Raw genomic sequence first — 17651 nt, forward strand, 5'->3', positions numbered from 1 at the left:
CGCCATGATGCAGAACGCCCTGTCGGTCGATGTGGAGGACTGGTTCCATGTCGGCGCCTTTGAGCGCACGATCGGCAGGGACGGTTGGGATGCGCTGACTCATCGGGTTGAGCGCAACACCGATGAAGTGCTGGCGCTGTTCGCGGAGGCGGGGGTCCGCGCAACCTTCTTCACGCTTGGCTGGGTAGCGGAGCGCTATCCCGCACTGATGCGGCGGATCGTCGAGGCGGGGCATGAGATTGCAAGCCATGGCTATGATCATGCGCGCGTCTTTTCCCTGACGCCCCAGGCGTTTCGCGCCGATCTGCGCCGATCGCGTGGTCTGCTGGAGGATGCGAGCGGGGAGCGGGTCGTTGGATATCGCGCGCCCAGTTTCTCGATCGATCATCGCACGCCATGGGCGCATCAGGTGCTGGCCGAAGAAGCGTATCTTTATTCCAGCAGCGTCGCGCCGATCCGGCATGACCATTATGGCTGGCCCGAATCTCCGCGCTTCGCCTGGAAACCCGTGAAGGGCGCAGGACTGCTGGAATTGCCGGTGACGACGGCAGAGCTGGGCGGACGCAGGCTGGCGGCTGGCGGCGGCGGTTTCTTCCGGCTGCTGCCCTACGGTTTTTCGCGTTGGGCTATCCGGCAGGTGAATGGCCGGGAAGGGCGGCCGGCGATCATCTATTTTCATCCCTGGGAAATCGATCCGGACCAGCCGCGCGTCCAGGGTGCGCCGCTTCGTTCGCGTCTGCGCCATTATAGCAACCTGTCCGTCATGGCGCAGAAGCTGCGGCGTTTGACGCGGGACTTTTCATGGACCCGTATCGATGCGCTGGTCGCCCAGGAATCGGAGCGGGCGGTATGATCGGCGGGACCGGCCTTGGCGTTATTACGCTAAACCTTGATGACGCGGCGCAGGTCACGGCGGCCGAGGCTTTCGTGGCGGGCAGACCGGACGGAACGCCCTTCCACCGCCCGGCCTGGCTGAAGGCAATTGCGCGGGGAACGGGCAATCGAGGCGATTTGCTCGCTGCGGTCGCGCCTTCCGGACAGATTGCGGGCCTGTTGCCGCTGACGCATATGAAGAGCCGATTGTTCGGGCAGGCGCTGGTGTCGTCCGGCTTCGCGGTCGATGGCGGGATTTTGGCGGATGATCCGGCGGTCATCACTGCGCTGGCGACCGCGGCGGAAGGGCTGGCGCGGGAGCGTGGCGTGGGGTCGGTCGAGCTGCGTGGCGGCGCGTTGCCGGGGCAAGGCTGGACTGTCCATGAGGGCAGCCATCTCGGCTTTGCTCGACCGATCGCTGCCGATGATGAAGCCGAACTGCTCGCCGTTCCGCGCAAGCATCGTGCTGAACTGCGCAAGGCGCTGGCCAATCCAGCGCTGCGGGTGGAGGTCGGGCGAGAGGCTCCGCTCATCCGGGCGCACTATGATGTTTATGCTGAGAGCGTCCGCAATCTCGGCACACCGGTTTTCCCGGCGCGACTGTTCCGCGAGGTGCTATCCGCCTTCGGGGAAGCTGCGGACATATTGCTGGTGCTGGAAGGTGATAGGCCGGTCTCCGCCGTTTTGACGCTTTACCATCAGGGTCGGGTGATGCCCTATTGGGGTGGCGGCATCGCGGATGCGCGGCGGCTGCGGTCGAACGAGCTGATGTATTATCGGCTGATGGGGCATGGCCGGACGCGCGGCATGAGCATATTCGATTTTGGCCGGTCCAAGACAGGCAGCGGGCAAGCGGCGTGGAAGAAAAGCTTCGGCTTCGATCCAGTGCCGCTGACCTATCATAGCTGGTCGGCCAGTGGAGAGCGGCGGGACATCAATCCGAACAGCGATCAATATCAGCGGCGCGTGGAGCTGTGGAAGAAGCTGCCCTTGCCGGTCGCCAATCTGCTCGGCCCGTTCATTTCGCGGGGGCTTGGATGACGGGCGAGATATTGTTCCTCTGTCACCGCATCCCCTTTCCGCCGGATCGTGGCGATAAGATACGGTCCTACCATATCCTGAAACGGCTGGCGGAGATTGCGCCGGTTCATGTCGGCTGCTTCGCCGATGATGATCGGGACATGGGCTTTGCGACCGATATGCAGGCGCTGACCGCGAGTCAGTGCGTGCTGAAGCGCGATCGATCGCGCGCGGTCGCCGGGCTCGCTGGATTGGCGAAGCGTCAGCCGATGCTGGTATCCCTTTTCGAAAGCCGCGAGCTGCATCGCTGGGTGAAGCAGACTTTGCGCGACCGCCCGATTTCGGCCGTCATGGGCTATTCGGCGCAAATGGCGCATTTCGTGCCCGAGCTTCCCTCCGGCGTGCGCTTCGTCATGGACTTTGTGGATTTCGATTCGGCCAAATATGCGGCCTATGGCGCTGTGGGCGGCGGGCCGATGGGATGGATCAATCGGCGCGAAGGGCGGCTCTTGCTTGAGTTTGAGCGCGCCACAGCCCGCCGCTCGGACGTCAGCGCCTTTGTGAGCGAGGCGGAGGCGGCGCTTTTCCGGAGCGCCAGCGGGTTGGACGCCGGGCAGGTGACAGCGATCGAGAATGGGGTTGCGCTCGATTATTTTGATCCGGCGGCTGCTTTCGATCCGATTGAGCCGATCAGCGGACCTTTGATAGTCTTCACCGGCCAGATGGATTACCGGCCGAATGTCGAAGCGGTGGAAAGCTTCGCCCATCATGCCTTGCCTGCCTTGCGATCAGTGTATCCGGAAGCCTGCTTTGCAATCGTCGGGCGAAATCCGGTGCCGCAGGTCGAGGCGCTGAGGCAATTGCCGGGGGTGATCGTCACCGGCTCGGTGCCCGATGTACGCGGCTGGCTTGCGGCGGCGGACGTGGTCGTTGCGCCGCTGCGGATCGCGCGTGGTATCCAGAACAAGGTGCTTGAGGCCATGGCGATGGCCCGGCCGGTCGTGGCTTCGCCTGAGGCAGCCGAAGGGATCGACGCCAGCAATGGCAAGCATTTCCTGATCGCCGCCAATCCTGCCGAGGAGGTTGAGAAGGTCGCCGCGCTGCTGGCCGATCCGGAGCGGGCGCGGCGCCTAGGTCGAGCGGCGCGGGCGCGGATGGAAGAACGCTATCGCTGGTCGGAAACGCTGAAGGATTTGCCGGACATGCTGTTTGGTCGGCGGCGCGCCCATGTGCGTGCGGCATGACGTCACGCACGCTCTCTCTGGGGCCTGTGCCTGGCAGCGCCCTGATGGGGTGGCGGGGGCATCTGGCGGCGCTGGGAGTATTTAGCTTCCTGATCCTGACGCTCTTCCACCGCGACGCCATAGGCATGGTTTCCATCTGGTGGAACGCGTCGACATTCGGCCATTGCCTCTTCATCCCCATCCTGATCGCCTGGCTGGTGCAGCAGCGTCTGGCCGGACTGCCCCAGTTGGAGCCTGTGGCCTGGGCGCCGGGCCTGCTGTGGGTTGGACTCGGCGGCTTCGCATGGCTGCTCGGGGGAGCGGCGGGCGTCGCGCTGTTCCGGCACGGCGCGCTTATCCTGATGCTGCAGGGCGCGGTTTTGACCCTGCTGGGGCCATCGGTCGGGCGAGCGCTGCTGTTTCCGCTTTTCTATGCTTTCTTCATGGTGCCGGTGGGGGAAGAGATCGTTGCGCCGCTGCAGCTGATCACTGCGCGGCTTTGCATGCTGCTCCTGAGCCTGTCGGCTGTTCCAGCGCATTTGGACGGAATCTTCATCACGACCCCGACCGGCTATTTCAAGGTGGCGGAGGCCTGTTCTGGCGCGAAGTTCGTGATCGCCATGACCGCCTATGGCGTGCTGGTCTGCAATGTGTGTTTCAGGAGCTGGCCGCGGCGAATCCTTTTCATGACGGGCGCGCTCGCGCTTTCGGTGCTGGCCAATGGGGTACGGGCGTTCGCCACGATCCTGGTTGCCCATCTGACCAGCATCAATGCGGCGGTGGGATTCGACCATGTGCTTTATGGCTGGATATTCTTTGCGATCATCATGACCGTGGTGATGGCGGTGGCCTGGCCATTTTTCGATCGGCGTCCGGGGGACGCTTGGTTCGATCCGGAGCAAATGAGGGCTCCGTCCTGGGGTGTGATTTCGCTCCCGCTCGCGTGGGGGGCTGCGTTCCTCATCATTGCCGCTGCGCCTCTTTGGCTGGGCGTCAGCGCGGCGGCCGGCGAGCCATTGCCCGGCGCTCCCCCATTGCCGCAAGTGAAGGGCTGGGCTCGAACGGCGGCACAGCCGCGCTATCCTTGGAAGCCGCGCTTCGACGGCGCGGACCATCTTGTCATGGCGCGGTATCGCAACGCCGCTGGACAAGTGGTCGATCTCGCGATCGCAAGCTTTGACCGTCAGGAGGAAGGGCGGGAGCTGGTGGGCTTTGCGCAGGGGGCTGCCGATCCCGATCAGCGGTGGGCCTGGTCCTCGCCCGCTCCTGCGCCGGGGAATGCGCGCGGTGAACAGATCACTGCACCTGGTCCGGTGGTCCGCCATGTGGTCAGTTTCTACAAGGTGGGTGCAATACCGCTCACAGGTAGCGCGCCGCAGGTCAAGATCGACACGATAAAGGCGAAGCTCTTGGGCGGAGACCAGCGCGCTGCAGCGATCCTGATTTCCGCCGAAGAGCGGCAAGGCATGTCGGCCGATGCCGCGATTGCCGCCTTCCTGCAAGATGTTGGCGATGTGAAGGATTTGGCTGACCGCAGCCTCGGCATCCGCTAAAGCCCTTTCGCATGTGCGGGATAGCGGGCATCTTCCATCTTGAAACGGCCAAGCCGGTCGACCCAGCTCGGCTTCGGGCGATGCTGGAGGTGATGCCCCATCGCGGGCCGGACGGCAGCGGCCTCTGGACCGCGCCGGGCGTGGGTCTGGGCCATTTGCGGCTCTCCATCATCGACTTGTCCGGCGGCGCTCAGCCGATGTTGACGGAGGATGAGAGTCTGGCCGTCACTTTCAACGGTGAGATCTACAATTTCGCCGACGTCCGCGCGGAGTTGGAGGCGAAGGGCCATGTCTTTCGCACGCACAGCGATACCGAGGTGATCCTGCACGGCTATCGCCAATGGGGTGAAGCCTGTGTCGAGCGCTTTCACGGCATGTTCGCCTTTGCGCTGTTCGACGCGCGCGCGCAGTCGCTCTGGCTGGCGCGTGATCGGCTGGGGGTGAAGCCGCTTCATTATGCACAGCTGTCGGACGGCAGCCTGATCTTCGGGTCGGAATTGAAGAGCCTGCTCGCCCATCCGCTGCTTCGCCGCGCGCCTGATCTGGCGGCTGTCGAGGATTATATGGCCTATGGCTATGTTCCCGACGACGCCTGCATAGTGGCGGGCGTGCGCAAGTTAGGTGCGGGTGAGACGCTGCGCCTGGTCCGTGGCCGCCCGGTGCCGCAGCCGCAGCGCTATTGGGATGTCAGCTTTGCCGAACGCAGCAAGGCGAAACCCGAAGCACTGGAGGAGGAGCTGGTCGCGCTGCTGCGGCAGGCGGTCCGTTCGCGCATGGTCGCCGATGTTCCGCTCGGCGCCTTTCTTTCGGGCGGCGTTGATAGTTCCAGCGTGGTGGCGCTGATGGCGGAAGCTTCGTCGCAGGCGGTGAAGACCTGCACCATCGGCTTTGATGTCGCGAGCCTGGATGAGACCATCTATGCCGACCGTATCGCGCGCCGCTTTGCGACGGATCACCGGACCCGGATCGTGTCGCCGGACGACTATGGCCTGATCGACAGCCTGGCTTTCCATTTTGACGAGCCCTTTGCCGATGCTTCGGCGCTTCCGACCTATCGTGTGTGCGAATTGGCGCGCGAGAATGTGACCGTCGCGCTGTCGGGCGACGGGGCGGACGAAGCCTTTGCCGGTTATCGCCGCCACCGTTTCCAGATGCAGGGGGAGCGAGTCCGGGCGCTTGTTCCGCCGTCGGTGCGCCAGCCCTTGTTCGGCGCGCTTGGGCGCTGGTATCCCAAGGCGGATTGGGCTCCCCGGCCTCTTCGCGCCAAATCGACTTTGCTGGAACTGGCGGGGGAGGGCGGCGACGCCTATGCCGCTTCGGTCAGCGTGACCCCGCACGCCCTGCGCCAGCGATTGTTCAGTCAGGATATGCGCAGCCGTCTGGGCGCTTACCGCGCCGAGGAACGCTATATTCGCACCATGGCGCAGGCGCCGGCCCGGGACCCGCTCGATCGGGCGCAATATGCCGACATCCGCATCTGGTTGCCAGGCGACATCCTGACCAAGACCGACCGCATGAGCATGGCCGTCAGCCTGGAAGCGCGTGAACCCTTGCTCGACCACCGGCTTGTCGAGTTCGCCGCGCGGCTGCCCGTCGCCCAGCGTATTCGTGGCAACAGCGGCAAATATCTAATGAAGAAGGCGATGGAGCCGTATTTGCCGCAGGACATATTATACCGGCCGAAGATGGGCTTCGTGACGCCGATCAGCGCCTGGTTTCGCGGCCCCCTTGCGGGGGAAGCGACCGCCATTGCCGGAGGATCGGCGCTCGCCAAGACCGGCTGGTTCGACACGAAGATGCTTGGCAAGGTTGCTGCAGATCATAAGTCTGGGTTGGCGGATCATGGGCGGCTGCTGTGGCAATTGTTGATGCTCGACAAGGCGTTGGGGCGGTTGTTTGGCCTATAGGGCGGTGGCTTAACTATCTCCGTTCGTCCCGAGCGTGGAAGGGCTCCTCCGTTCAAGAGAAGGGGGCTTCGACAAGCTCAGCTCCAACGGAAGCCGGGTGATCGCCACGAGTAAATGTTCGCTATATGCGTCACCCCTTGCAACCCGCGCGTGGCGGTGCCAACGGGGCGCTCAAGCTAAGGGCAAGCAGGACGCCAAGTGACAGTTTCGAAGGAAATAGTTCGAGCGCGGCTATATCTGCTCTGCCTCCTTGGGGACTTGGCGGGCCTTTTCCTGTCGTTCCTGCTTGCCAACCGGCTGGTGTTGGGCGCGCTGCTGGGTGAGCCGGGCAAGCCGCACGGGCTGGTAATGTTCGCGATGGTCGCGCCGCTTTACATCCTGCTGGCGGTGCAGGGCGGCGCCTATGGCATACACATGCTGGACAATATCCGGCGAGGCATTGTCCGGGGGCTGCTCGCGCTGGCGCAGGCGGCGCTGCTGATGCTGCTGATCGTCTATCTGGGCAAGATTGCGGAGCAGTTGTCCCGTTTGACCTTTATCACCGGGCTTGGGCTGTCGGCGGTTAGCGTTGCGCTGGTCCGGATGGCCATCGGCCGCCTCGGCGCGCGGCTGCTGGGAGAGGTGCCTCAACTCACTGCCGTCATCATGGATGGCGTTGAGATTGAAACCCGGCCTCATATGGAGTTGATCGACGCCGGCGCAGCCAACCTTCGGCCTGAACGCCACGACGCCGATATGGCGGCCCGGCTTGCGGCGGCGGTCGGCACGGCCGAGCGCGTGATCGTCGCCTGCCCAATGGAGCGAATGAGCGACTGGTCGGTCGCGCTCAAGTCCCTTTCCGCGCGGGGCGAGATCATCGTACCCGAGCTATTGCGCTTTGCCCCGGCGCGTGTTGACGAATTTGACGGTCAGCCAACGATCATCGTTGCTGGCGGACCGTTCCAGTTCCGCGATCGCATCATCAAGCGGGTTTTCGACATTGTCGTGGCTACAGCAGCCACGCTCGCCATCTCGCCGGTTTTGATCGCTGCCGCCTTAGCGGTGAAACTGACCAGCCCGGGGCCGATCATCTTCAAGCAGCCGCGCATCGGTCGCGATGCTCGCCCCTTCAACATCTACAAATTCCGGTCGATGCGCAGCGAGGCGAGCGATCGAAAGGCGGACAAGCTGACGGCGCGGGACGATGACCGGGTGACCAGTGTCGGCCGTTTCCTGCGTCGGACCAGCATTGACGAGCTGCCTCAGCTTTTCAATGTCCTGCGAGGGGACATGAGCATCGTCGGTCCGCGTCCGCATGCCGCAGCCGCCAAGGCTGGGGACAGCCTCTATTGGGAGGTGGACGATCGCTATTGGGAGCGCCATTGCATCAAGCCTGGTATGACAGGCCTAGCGCAGGTGCGCGGCCACCGCGGATCAACGGATCATCATCAAGATCTGATCGACCGGCTTCAATCGGATCTGGAATATGTCACCAAATGGTCGATCTGGCGTGACCTGCGGATCATCATCGCGACGATCGGGGTGCTGGTGCATCACAAGGCCTATTGATGCGCGGCGTTGATCTTTTCCTGGTGCTGGTCCTCATTGCGTCGCTGGTGGCGGTGTTGTGGCCGTTTCTTTTCTATCCGCTGATCCTCCGCATGCTGCCCACGCGGGCAGAGCAGCCGGGGCAGGGGCAAGAGCCATCGGCATCGCTTCTGTTCTGCGCCTATGATGAGGCGGCGGCGATGCCGGAAAAGCTCGCCAACCTGGCGATGCTGAAGCAGCGTTATCCGGGGCTTGAGATACTCGCCTTTGATGACGGTTCCTCCGATGACACGGCTGCCCTGATCGCGGCGAGCGGGGATTTGGTGACGCTGATCCGGGGGCCGGGCCGGAGCGGCAAGGCGCATGGCATGAAGCAGTTGGCGGCCCGAGCGCGCGGTGACGTGCTGATCTTCACCGACGCCAATGTGCTGCTGGACGCGGATGCGATCGGCAACCTTCTCGCCCGCTATGCCGATCCGGCGATTGGCGGCGTCCTGGGATCGCTCCACTATATGGGGGAGGGGGAAAGCGCGACGGCTTCGGTCGGTTCGCTCTACTGGCGGATCGAGGAGCAGTTGAAGGACGAGGAATCGCGCACCGGCAATGTGCTCGGGGCGGATGGCTCGATTTTTTCGATCCGCCGATCGCTTTACCCCGAGTTTCCGGACAGCGTGCTCGATGATCTTACCGTGTCCATGGCGGTGGTTTTTGCGGGGAAGCGGCTGGTGAAGGCCAAGGACGTGATCGCTCGCGAACGGCTGGTCGCGGCGCGTGGCGACGAATATCGGCGCAAGGTGCGGATTGCGGCGCGTGCGTGGCACACTCACTCCCATTTGCGCCCGCGGCTTCGGCGGATGAGCGCGATGGATCGCTTCAAATATGCCTCTCGCAAGATCGTGCGGTGGTTCGGCGGGCTGTTCATTCTTGCCGGTGCCATTGCAGCCTTCACGCTGGCGCTCCGCATTTCGCCTTGGCTGGCAATTGCGGGCTTGGTGCTGGGGATGCTGCTGCTGGCGCTTGGCGTTCGAACCAAGGGCGGTCCTTTAGCGGCGGTGGTCGATATTCTCATTGCCTATGCCGCCACTCTCCAAGGCGTGTTCAAGGCGATGAACGGCCGTACCGTCACTGTCTGGAATCCGGCCAAATCGCGCTGATCCCTCTCGCCAAAGGCGGGTCATATTGTATAGGCCCTCCCCAATGCTGATCGGAGCCAAGGCGTGATTACTTTCCAGCGGGTGGCGAAGGCCGCCGGCAAGCATCTGACCCGGACCATGTTGGCGCTTCGCAAGGCGATGGGCGCACGGGCGAACCGCGCATGTCCTGCCTGCGGGCAGGGGGTAGTGGGCTTCTTCCGCTATGGCGACAATGCCGAATGGGGCTGCCCCAATTGCGGTGCTTCTCCGCGCGAGCGGCTGATGAACCACCTGATCGACGGAAAGGTGCTTCGGGTTCCGGCGGAGGGCGCAATCCTGCACATGGCGCCCAATGAAGGCAGTCTGGTGCGCCGCTTCTCTTCTGCCGCTGACTACACGCCGGCCGATCTCGATCCCGATCGCTACGGGGTCAAGGGCATGCGGCGCGTCGATCTGATGGCGCTGGCGGATGAGGAGCGGTACGACCTGTTCTACGCCAGCCATGTCATGGAGCATGTGCCGGATGATCATGCGGTCTTGCGCAATATTCACCGTGCACTGAAGCCCGGCGGCGAAGCGTGGCTGATCGTTCCGCTGTGGAACAAGCCCACCGAGGACGGCAGTTTCGATATTCCGCCACGCGAACGGGAACGCCGTTTCGGTCAGTGGGATCATGTGCGCCAATATGGGCCGGATTTCGCCGACCGCATCCGCGCTGCGGGCTTTGATCTTGAAGAGATCGACGCCAGCGGCATCGACCCTGACACGCGGCATTTCTACGCGCTCGATGACCACCTTTTCCGCGCCCGCAAATCTGTAGGAAGCGCCGGGCGGTGAGCGCCGCGCTCGGCAGGGTGGTGGCCCGGATGGAAGGGTCCGCCCGCTTCCTTGCGCTCATCAAGCTCGCCAATGTCGGGCTGACGCTGATCTGGGGCTTCGCCGTCACCTATGTGTTCGTGCGCGTCCTGCCGCTGCGTGAATTCCAGGCGTTCCTGCTGCTCGTCGCATTCGGCAACTTCACCATCTCTGCCGAGTTCGGGCTGACCAGCATCATCTATGCCCGGCTACGGCGCTACTGGCTTGGTCACGGGGATGAGGGGGCAGGGGGCTTCCAGCCGGAAGAGATGGGCGTGCTGTTCCTGTTCCTCGGCATGCTGATCCTCAGCGGGTTGGTGATCCTACTGGTGGCGTTCGCGGCCGGGGCGGTTGGGACGGCGATGCCCCTGCTGTTCATCCTCTTCTTTCTGTCCGCTTGCGTGAACCTGCCTGCCTTGCTCGCCAAGCGCGCGCTTGCGGCGGTGGACGGCAATTTTCTGTGGGAAGCGCTGGATTGCCTGCGGCGGTTGATGACCATCGCCTTGCTGCTTCTTATCCTCAAAGGGCTTGATCCACGCCTATCAGTCATGTTGCAACTGGCGATCAGCCTAGCCGTCATCGGCTATGCCATCGCCTTGGTTCACAGGCGGCTTGGCATGACGGTCCAGCATTGGTTGGCGTTCCGTCGCGGCGGAGTGCATGTCCGCCTCAATTACCTGCATGACATCGGCGCATCAGCCCTGTTCACAATATCGGAGGTGGTCGCTTACAACGCGCCTTACTTCACGATAGCGCTCGCGACGCACGATCCACGGCCGATGCTTTTGTTCGACTTCTTCTTCAAGATGTCGCGCGCTTTATCGATGGCCATTCGCGCAACGGTGGAGGCCGCGCTGCCGCGCATTACGCGCGCTTTCCATGCTGGCGACGCCGCTCGATTGCGACAGTTGCTCGCCCGATCGCTGGGCGTTGCCTTCATCTTCGCGCTGGCTGCGTCAGGCGCCTTGCTGCTGGTGGGGCAGTGGCTCTTCACCAAGCTGTTTGCAGGGCGGTCCTTCATCGACATTACCGACCTGCTGCTGATCGACGGGGCGTTGCTGGCGCTGACCGTGATCTGCGTGTCGGTCTATGTCCAGGCGGCTCTGGGGCGCTTCACCCATCTGCTGAAGCGATCCTTGCCCTTCCTTGCCGGATCGCTACTCAGCGTTCCCTTGGCGGCTTTGCTGGCCGACTGGTTCGACCTTGCTTTTCTGTCGCTTTATACGTTGACGCTGTTGACGGCCTCGGCGCTCCACGCGCTTTCGCTCCGCCGGCTGCTGAAGGGAGCGCGGCAATGAAGGTGGCGATGGTCGATCCGTCGCTTTTCACCGGACGCTATGATGACAGCCTGTGTGCAGCGCTTGCTGACGAAGGCGCGGATGTAACGCTGCTCGCCCGCCCCATGCGACCGACCGACGCCATCGCGCCATCGGGCTATCGTTATGATCCCCGCTTCTTTCGACGCAGTGAAGCGTTGCGCACTCCGTTGGGTGAGGGGCGCGCCTTTCGCCTGCTCAAGGCTGCCGAATATGCCGCGGCCTGCGCATTGGGGAGCTTTGAGGTTATGGAGAGCGCGGACGTCGCACATTTCCAGTGGTTGCCCCTCGCGCCCGCCGACCGCCTGCTGCTGCGCCGGTTGAAGGGGCGGACTGCGTTGGTCCACACGGTTCATAATGCCGACGCCTATCATGCGGACGCAGGCGTGCAGGGCAGCGGATATCGTGCGCTGTTGGACCTGTTCGACGCGCTTATCGTGCACGGGGATACTACGCGCCGTGCGCTGGAGGCTCAGGGCGTCCAGCCTCATCGCATCCATGTAACGCCGCATCCGCCAATGCGGTTAGCGGCTGCGACATCGTCCGACTTGGCCGCGATAGCTGAGCCGCGAGCGACGCGCCTGCTCTTCTTCGGCACCATCAGGCCCTATAAGGGCATCGATATCCTGATCGAGGCTTGTCTGTCGCTGTGGCAGGCGGGGCGCGAGTTCGAGCTGGCGATCGTTGGCAAACCGTTCATGGATATCGCGCCGCTGCTCGACAGAGTGCGTGACGCGGGATTTGGCGACCGTCTGGTGACTGATCTCGGCTTCCTTACCGAGCCCTGGCTGGACGCGCATATGATGAAGGCGGACGCCATCATCTTTCCCTATCGGCAGATCGATTCGAGTGGAGCGTTTCTGTCAGCGCTGCACCACGGCAAGGCGATGGTGACGTCGGATGCGGGCATGTTCGCCGCGCTGCCCGATGATGTGGCGGTACGCACGCCCGCCGGAAATCCGACAGCCCTTGCGCAAGCCCTCTTGCGGCTGCTCGAAAGCCCCGCCATCAGGCAGACGGCAGGCGCGGCGGCGCGCGCTTATGGAGAAAGCATGGGCAGTTGGAAGGATATGAGCTTGGCGACGATCGGCGTTTATCGTTCCGTCCTGGCTGCACGTCTATGAACCGCTACCTTCGTGAACTATCGGACCGTGCGCTGGCGGTTCGCCTCGCCGTCGCAGGGCGGGTTCATCAATATCCGGAAATCCAAGCGCTGCGCCGCTTTCTGAGCGCCTTCGCCGTCGATTGCGTGTTCGATGTGGGCGCGAACCGCGGCCAATATGCGACGATGTTGCGCAAGGATGCGGGTTTTTCAGGCGTGATACTGTCTTTTGAACCCAATCCGGATATCTTTGCTGAATTGTCCCGCCGGGCCGCATCGGACGCGAAATGGCATGTCTTCAATGTCGCTCTGTCCGATTTTGACGGCGTAGCGAGCTTCAACATCATGGCGGCTGACCAGTTCAGTTCGCTCAAGAAGCCTGCGCAGGAACAGGATGCAATCTTCGCAGACCGCAATCTGGTGACGCGCACGGTGGAGATGCAATGCCGCCGGATCGACGGCCTTCTTCCAGAGCTGCGGGTGACGCACGGCTTTACGCGTCCGTTCCTGAAAATGGATACTCAGGGCCACGATCTGTCAGTGTGCGAAGGCGCTGCGCTCGCGCTGCAGGAGATGGCCGGGGTACAGACAGAGCTTGGCGTGCGGCCCATTTATGAAGGCGGCACGGGCTATCGCGCGATGATCGATTGGCTTGGCGACAGGAATTTCCTGCCCTCCGCCTTCTTCGCGAACAACAAGGGGCATTTCCCGCTGCTGGTCGAGATGGACGGCATTTTCGTCAACCAGGCGCTGCTGCCGCAGGAAGGCTGAATGTACGTTTCGCCCGCCCGGCCTGTCGATGCCCGCCGCCTGTTTCTGGCAGGCGCCATCGGGCTGACGCTGTGGCTGGGCGCGACATTCCTGTGGCATGTTACTTACCGGCAGGGCATCAGCCTTGCCGTCATCCTTTTCCTGGACCAGGATTTTCCCGCGCTGATGGGCGGGCTGTTGTTACTGGCGCTCGCCGCGCCATTCGCCGAAGGCATGGGGCTTCGGCTGCCTGCGCCCCGCGCGCGGATCATCGTGCCGCTTATCCTGCTGTTCGGCCTGATCGCCTGGGCCGGGCATTATTGGCTGTTCCAGAATTACGCCATCTCGCGTGACGAGGAAGTCGCTCGCTTCGCCGCTGCCTATATGCGCGAAGGGCTGTTCGCGAGGCCCATCCCGGCCGAGTGGGAGGCCTATCGCCGGGCGATCATGCCCGAATTCTTCTCGCCCTTCGGCGCGGCGAACTATTGGACGGCCGCCTATTTGCCGGTGAACAGCGCGATCCAGGCGCTCTTCTGGCAACTGGGCGATCCCAATTTTGCGGGCCCGGCGCTGTTGATTGCGGGCCTGTTCGCATTGTGGCGCGTGGCGCTGCACCTCTTTCCCACCCGGCGTGACGCGGTCTGGGTGACGATGCTTTTGGGGCTGTCTTCGACGCAGCTCTGGGTCACGGCCATGACGCCCTATGCCATGACGGGGCATTTCGCGCTCAATATGATCTGGCTGGCGCTGATCCTGCGGGGAGGAGTGATCGGTCATGTCAGCGCCGGGGCCGTGGCGCTGGTCGCGGCTGGGCTGCATCAATGGCATTTCCCCCCCATCTTCATCGCGCCGTTCATCCTTTGGATGCTGCTCGGACGGCGCTGGACGGCTGCGGCTTTCCACATCGTCATTCTCGCCGCCATTGTGATCATATGGGCGAAGCTGTGGCCCGGCTTTCTGGTGCAATCGCTTGGCCCTCCCACCGACATTCGTCCCTCAGCAGGTGTCGCGGACAAGGTTGGCAGCCTGTTCGATCGGCTGGGCGATCGTTGGCAGCCGCTGGTCAACCTCAGTCGTTTTGTAGCCTGGAACAATATATTGATGGTGCCGCTGGCGACGCTGGGCGTCTTCGCGATGCAGTGGCGGCGGGCGTTTAAGGGCCAGGAAATCGCTTTGCCGCTGGCGCTCGGCTGTTTTGCCGGTTGTGCCCTTGCCTTGGCGCAGGGCTATGGCTGGGGATTTCGCTATGCCCATGGTTTCATCGGCCCATTCTGCCTGCTCGCAGGGCTGGGCTGGGCGCGCTTCCGTCCGGCGGCGATGCGACCGCTTTATCTTGGCGTCGCTATCACCATCGTCATGAGCGCCTTCCTGGTCTGGCGCACGCATGTTTTCGTCGCGCCTTATGCCGCCAGCCACCGCATGATCGATGCTTCCAAGGCCGATGTCGTGTTGGTCGATCCGCGCGGCGGGCTCTATGTGACTGATCTGGTGCGGGGGCGCGACGGGGTTCCGGGGCGGCCGATGGTGATGAACCTCGGCATGCTGACGCTCGATCAGGTCGACGAGCTATGCGAGCATTATGTCGTCGAGCTGTTCGACCGCGCCGAATTCCGCCCGCTGGGCGTGCCGCTGGCCCGCTGGAACCTCGGGCGCATGGATGCACTGCGCGCGCATATGAAGGCAGAGGGGTGCGACAAGCCGGTGCTGCCGCCGCTGCCCGAGACGATCGAGGATGCACTCAACGCCTCGGGCGACGTGCTTTAAGGTCTGACGCCCTTCATATAGACACGCTTTCCGCCGATCCAGGTTTCCAACACTTGGGTCGCGCCTATGTCGGACGGGCGGGAGACGGAGATATCCCTGTCGATCAGCAGGAAGTCCGCGCGTTGTCCAGGAGCTAAGCTGCCGAAGCGCTTTTCGGCGAAGGCCGCATAGGCCGCCTGCCGGGTATAACCATCCAGCGCGGCTTCGAAGCTGATCCGCTGCTGCGGCATCCATCCGCCGGCCGGTTCGCCGTTCGCATCCTCCCGGCTCATGGCGACCGCTATGCCGGTGAAGCGACTGACGCTCTCACCCGGCGTGCCCGATCCGAAGGCGAGGGGCACGCGATTGTCGATCATCGTCTTCCACGCATAACCACCCTTCAGCCGTGCCTCACCGACGCGCGCCAACGCCGTACGCCAGCCCGACGCTTGACGCGCAGGCTGCATAGACGCGACGACGCCATTTTGCCCGAAGCGCGGCAGGTCGATGGGATCGACGACCTCAGCATGTTCAATCCGCCAGCGCCGATCTCCCTTGTAGGTCTGACCCAGTTCCGTGATCGCGTCGAGCAATTCGCTGCTCGCCGCGTCGCCCGTGGCGTCGACGGCGATTTGGAAATTGTCCATAGCCGCCCGGCTCATGACATTGCGCAATTGGGTGGCCGGTATCAGCGGGTAGCCACGTTGTCCTGCGGCATCGGCATAGTCGGTCTTCAACCATGCCCCGCGCGACCCCAAGGCACCGTCAAGCCCGAGCTTGAGGCCGCCCATCCGCAGATGGTCGTCGTAGAGCCAGGGCGTGGGCTCCGGCCCGGCGATCAGGACCATGTTTTCGAGCCCCAGCGCATAAGAAATGATCCTGACGCGCAGTGCCCCGCGGTCGGCCGAGCGCCGGAAAGCCTGCCAATCCTCTATACTGGTCCCCATGTCGGCGATCGCGGTGACCCCGTTAGCCAATAATTGCTGCTGCGCCTTTTCAAGCGCTATGTCTCGGTCCTTAGGGGCGGGCGCGGGAACGGCGCGCTGGATGAGTTCCATCGCTTTGTCGATGAAGACACCCGATGGCTTTCCGCCTGCCATCTCGATGCGGCCACCGGTGGGAGACTTGCTGGCCGTGGTCACATTGGCGGCGCGCATGGCGACCGAGTTCGCCCAGCCCGCATGGCCATCGACCCGCTCCAGCCAGACCGGTACATCGCCAGCCGCCGCATCCAGTTCGGCAGCGGTTGGGAAGCGGCCGAGCCCCCAGCGGTCCTGGTCCCAGCCGGTGCCGATAATCCATTTGCGGCCCGGATTGGCCGCCACATACCCCCTTATCCGGGCTTGCGCTTCAGCCAGGGAGCGCGTGCCGGACAGGTCCAGCGTGATGTGAGAGAGGCCCAGCGCCATCACCTGACCATGGGAGTCGATGAGGCCGGGAATCAGCGTCTTGCCTCCACCGTCGAGTTGAAAGTCCAGGCCCTTGGGCCAAGACTCGCCCTTCTTCAGCTTCTTCTTGCGTGGGGGCGCTTCATAGCGGCCGGGCAGCAGCTTCTCGACCTTGCCTTCATCATCGATCACCAACGCCCGGAAGCGAATGATCTTTCCGGCCGAATCCACCGTCAGGCCATTCACATTATCGATGACGCCCGACGCGAAGGCGGGCAGGGGCAACGCAAGCGCGGCGAGTGCCGCCAGCAAAGATCGCTTCATGCGCGCGTGATCCGCCGCACCAGCGCGCTTGTATCCTGGCGATTGCCGCCCATCGCCTGCACATCGGCGTAGAACTGATCGACAAGCGCGGTGACTGGCAGCGTTGCGCCATTGGCTCGCGCTTCCTCCAGCGCGAGGCCCAGATCCTTGCGCATCCAATCGACTGCAAAGCCGAAATCGAATTTGTCTTCAGCCATTGTTTTCCAGCGGTTATCCATTTGCCAGCTCTGCGCTGCGCCGCCCGAAACGGCCTCGAACACCTTGTCGAGGTCCAGCTCCGCCGCTTGGGCGAAGCGCAGCGCCTCGGACAATCCCTGGATAACGCCGGCGATGCAGATCTGGTTCACCATCTTGGTGGTCTGGCCCGCGCCCGCGCCCCCCACATGGACGATGCGTGCGGCGTAGCATTGCATGACGATCTTGGCCGCTTCGACGGCAGGTTCGGTGCCGCCGCACATGATCGACAGCCGACCATTTTCCGCGCCTGCCTGGCCGCCGGACACGGGCGCATCCACGCAGTGCAGGCCCCGGCTTTCGCCCTCCACGAACAGCTGTCGCGCGATCCTGGCAGACACGGTCGTGTGATCGATGAACAGGCCGCCCGGCTTCATGGTGCGGAAGGCGCCTTCGCGTCCTACGGTGACTTGCGAAAGATCATCGTCGGTGCCGACGCAGCTGATGACGATCTCCGCATCTTCCGCGGCCTTTGCCGGACTCACGGCGACGGCGCCGCCATAGGCTTCCGCCCAGCGCTTCGCCTTGCCGATAGAGCGGTTATAGACAGTCAGCTTGTGCCCGGCCTTCGCCAGGTGCCCGGCGATGGGGCCGCCCATGATGCCCAGGCCGATAAACGCGATATTAGCCATATGCCTCGTACAGTTAGCCGCGTGGCCTTTTGCCATAGGGCGAGATTTCGCCGAGGGCCAGTTTCTTCCGC

General features: G+C 63.5%; 14 protein-coding genes. 12 read left to right on the top strand and 2 right to left on the bottom strand.

The window, feature by feature from the left end:
• Positions 1-4 precede the first annotated feature (4 nt).
• The 12 genes from ACZ5Y5_RS03125 (at position 5) to ACZ5Y5_RS03180 (ending at position 15023) form a co-directional block, all read left to right on the top strand.
• Positions 5-853 (top strand): XrtA system polysaccharide deacetylase, encoded by an 849-nt coding sequence (locus tag ACZ5Y5_RS03125; protein ID WP_464810456.1) that lies wholly within the window; start codon positions 5-7, stop codon positions 851-853.
• The gene (locus ACZ5Y5_RS03130) at positions 850-1914 is read left to right on the top strand and encodes a FemAB family XrtA/PEP-CTERM system-associated protein (RefSeq protein ID WP_464809745.1); all 1065 of its coding nucleotides are present in this window, start codon (positions 850-852) and stop codon (positions 1912-1914) included. The genes ACZ5Y5_RS03125 and ACZ5Y5_RS03130 overlap by 4 nt, the downstream gene beginning before the upstream one ends.
• The gene (locus ACZ5Y5_RS03135; RefSeq protein WP_464809746.1) at positions 1911-3137 is read left to right on the top strand and encodes a TIGR03087 family PEP-CTERM/XrtA system glycosyltransferase; all 1227 of its coding nucleotides are present in this window, start codon (positions 1911-1913) and stop codon (positions 3135-3137) included. The genes ACZ5Y5_RS03130 and ACZ5Y5_RS03135 overlap by 4 nt, the downstream gene beginning before the upstream one ends.
• Positions 3134-4669 carry an exosortase A gene (xrtA, locus tag ACZ5Y5_RS03140; RefSeq protein ID WP_464809747.1) on the top strand — a complete coding sequence of 512 codons (1536 nt, stop codon included), beginning with the start codon at positions 3134-3136 and terminating at the stop codon, positions 4667-4669. The genes ACZ5Y5_RS03135 and xrtA overlap by 4 nt, the downstream gene beginning before the upstream one ends.
• A gap of 11 nt (positions 4670-4680) precedes the next feature.
• Positions 4681-6576 carry an XrtA/PEP-CTERM system amidotransferase gene (locus ACZ5Y5_RS03145; protein ID WP_464809748.1) on the top strand — a complete coding sequence of 632 codons (1896 nt, stop codon included), beginning with the start codon at positions 4681-4683 and terminating at the stop codon, positions 6574-6576.
• A 198-nt stretch (positions 6577-6774) separates the two neighbouring features.
• The gene (locus ACZ5Y5_RS03150; protein WP_464809749.1) at positions 6775-8124 is read left to right on the top strand and encodes a sugar transferase; all 1350 of its coding nucleotides are present in this window, start codon (positions 6775-6777) and stop codon (positions 8122-8124) included.
• The gene (locus tag ACZ5Y5_RS03155; RefSeq protein ID WP_464809750.1) at positions 8124-9257 is read left to right on the top strand and encodes a glycosyltransferase; all 1134 of its coding nucleotides are present in this window, start codon (positions 8124-8126) and stop codon (positions 9255-9257) included. Before ACZ5Y5_RS03150 ends, ACZ5Y5_RS03155 begins: the two co-directional genes overlap by 1 nt.
• 63 nt (positions 9258-9320) lie before the next feature.
• Positions 9321-10073, top strand: coding sequence for a class I SAM-dependent methyltransferase (locus ACZ5Y5_RS03160; protein WP_464809751.1), 753 nt, complete (start codon positions 9321-9323; stop codon positions 10071-10073).
• A 29-nt stretch (positions 10074-10102) separates the two neighbouring features.
• Positions 10103-11389 carry a hypothetical protein gene (locus ACZ5Y5_RS03165; protein WP_464810457.1) on the top strand — a complete coding sequence of 429 codons (1287 nt, stop codon included), beginning with the start codon at positions 10103-10105 and terminating at the stop codon, positions 11387-11389.
• Complete coding sequence (locus ACZ5Y5_RS03170) at positions 11386-12531, top strand: glycosyltransferase family 4 protein (protein ID WP_464809752.1); 1146 nt, start codon at positions 11386-11388, stop codon at positions 12529-12531. Before ACZ5Y5_RS03165 ends, ACZ5Y5_RS03170 begins: the two co-directional genes overlap by 4 nt.
• Positions 12528-13280: an FkbM family methyltransferase gene (locus ACZ5Y5_RS03175; protein ID WP_464809753.1), complete on the top strand. Its 753-nt coding sequence runs from the start codon at positions 12528-12530 to the stop codon at positions 13278-13280. Before ACZ5Y5_RS03170 ends, ACZ5Y5_RS03175 begins: the two co-directional genes overlap by 4 nt.
• Positions 13281-15023: an MFS transporter gene (locus ACZ5Y5_RS03180; RefSeq protein ID WP_464809754.1), complete on the top strand. Its 1743-nt coding sequence runs from the start codon at positions 13281-13283 to the stop codon at positions 15021-15023. It abuts the gene before it with no gap.
• Here ACZ5Y5_RS03180 and ACZ5Y5_RS03185 read toward each other — a convergent pair.
• Positions 15020-16714: an amidohydrolase gene (locus tag ACZ5Y5_RS03185; RefSeq protein WP_464809755.1), complete on the bottom strand. Its 1695-nt coding sequence runs from the start codon at positions 16712-16714 to the stop codon at positions 15020-15022. The genes ACZ5Y5_RS03180 and ACZ5Y5_RS03185 overlap by 4 nt on opposite strands.
• Positions 16711-17580 (bottom strand): NAD(P)-dependent oxidoreductase, encoded by an 870-nt coding sequence (locus ACZ5Y5_RS03190; RefSeq protein WP_464809756.1) that lies wholly within the window; start codon positions 17578-17580, stop codon positions 16711-16713. The genes ACZ5Y5_RS03185 and ACZ5Y5_RS03190 overlap by 4 nt, the downstream gene beginning before the upstream one ends.
• Between the last annotated feature and the right edge of the window lie 71 nt (positions 17581-17651).

The organism is Sphingobium sp. TomTYG65, from assembly GCF_055395525.1.

Coding starts and splice junctions, on each gene's coding strand:
- ACZ5Y5_RS03190 (WP_464809756.1), bottom strand. CDS start 17,580: ATGGCTAATATCGCGTTTATCGGCCTGGGCATCATGGGCGGCCCCATC.
- ACZ5Y5_RS03170 (WP_464809752.1), top strand. CDS start 11,386: ATGAAGGTGGCGATGGTCGATCCGTCGCTTTTCACCGGACGCTATGAT.
- ACZ5Y5_RS03165 (WP_464810457.1), top strand. CDS start 10,103: ATGGAAGGGTCCGCCCGCTTCCTTGCGCTCATCAAGCTCGCCAATGTC.
- ACZ5Y5_RS03130 (WP_464809745.1), top strand. CDS start 850: ATGATCGGCGGGACCGGCCTTGGCGTTATTACGCTAAACCTTGATGAC.
- ACZ5Y5_RS03180 (WP_464809754.1), top strand. CDS start 13,281: ATGTACGTTTCGCCCGCCCGGCCTGTCGATGCCCGCCGCCTGTTTCTG.
- xrtA (WP_464809747.1), top strand. CDS start 3,134: ATGACGTCACGCACGCTCTCTCTGGGGCCTGTGCCTGGCAGCGCCCTG.
- ACZ5Y5_RS03135 (WP_464809746.1), top strand. CDS start 1,911: ATGACGGGCGAGATATTGTTCCTCTGTCACCGCATCCCCTTTCCGCCG.
- ACZ5Y5_RS03125 (WP_464810456.1), top strand. CDS start 5: ATGATGCAGAACGCCCTGTCGGTCGATGTGGAGGACTGGTTCCATGTC.
- ACZ5Y5_RS03185 (WP_464809755.1), bottom strand. CDS start 16,714: ATGAAGCGATCTTTGCTGGCGGCACTCGCCGCGCTTGCGTTGCCCCTG.
- ACZ5Y5_RS03175 (WP_464809753.1), top strand. CDS start 12,528: ATGAACCGCTACCTTCGTGAACTATCGGACCGTGCGCTGGCGGTTCGC.
- ACZ5Y5_RS03145 (WP_464809748.1), top strand. CDS start 4,681: ATGTGCGGGATAGCGGGCATCTTCCATCTTGAAACGGCCAAGCCGGTC.
- ACZ5Y5_RS03155 (WP_464809750.1), top strand. CDS start 8,124: ATGCGCGGCGTTGATCTTTTCCTGGTGCTGGTCCTCATTGCGTCGCTG.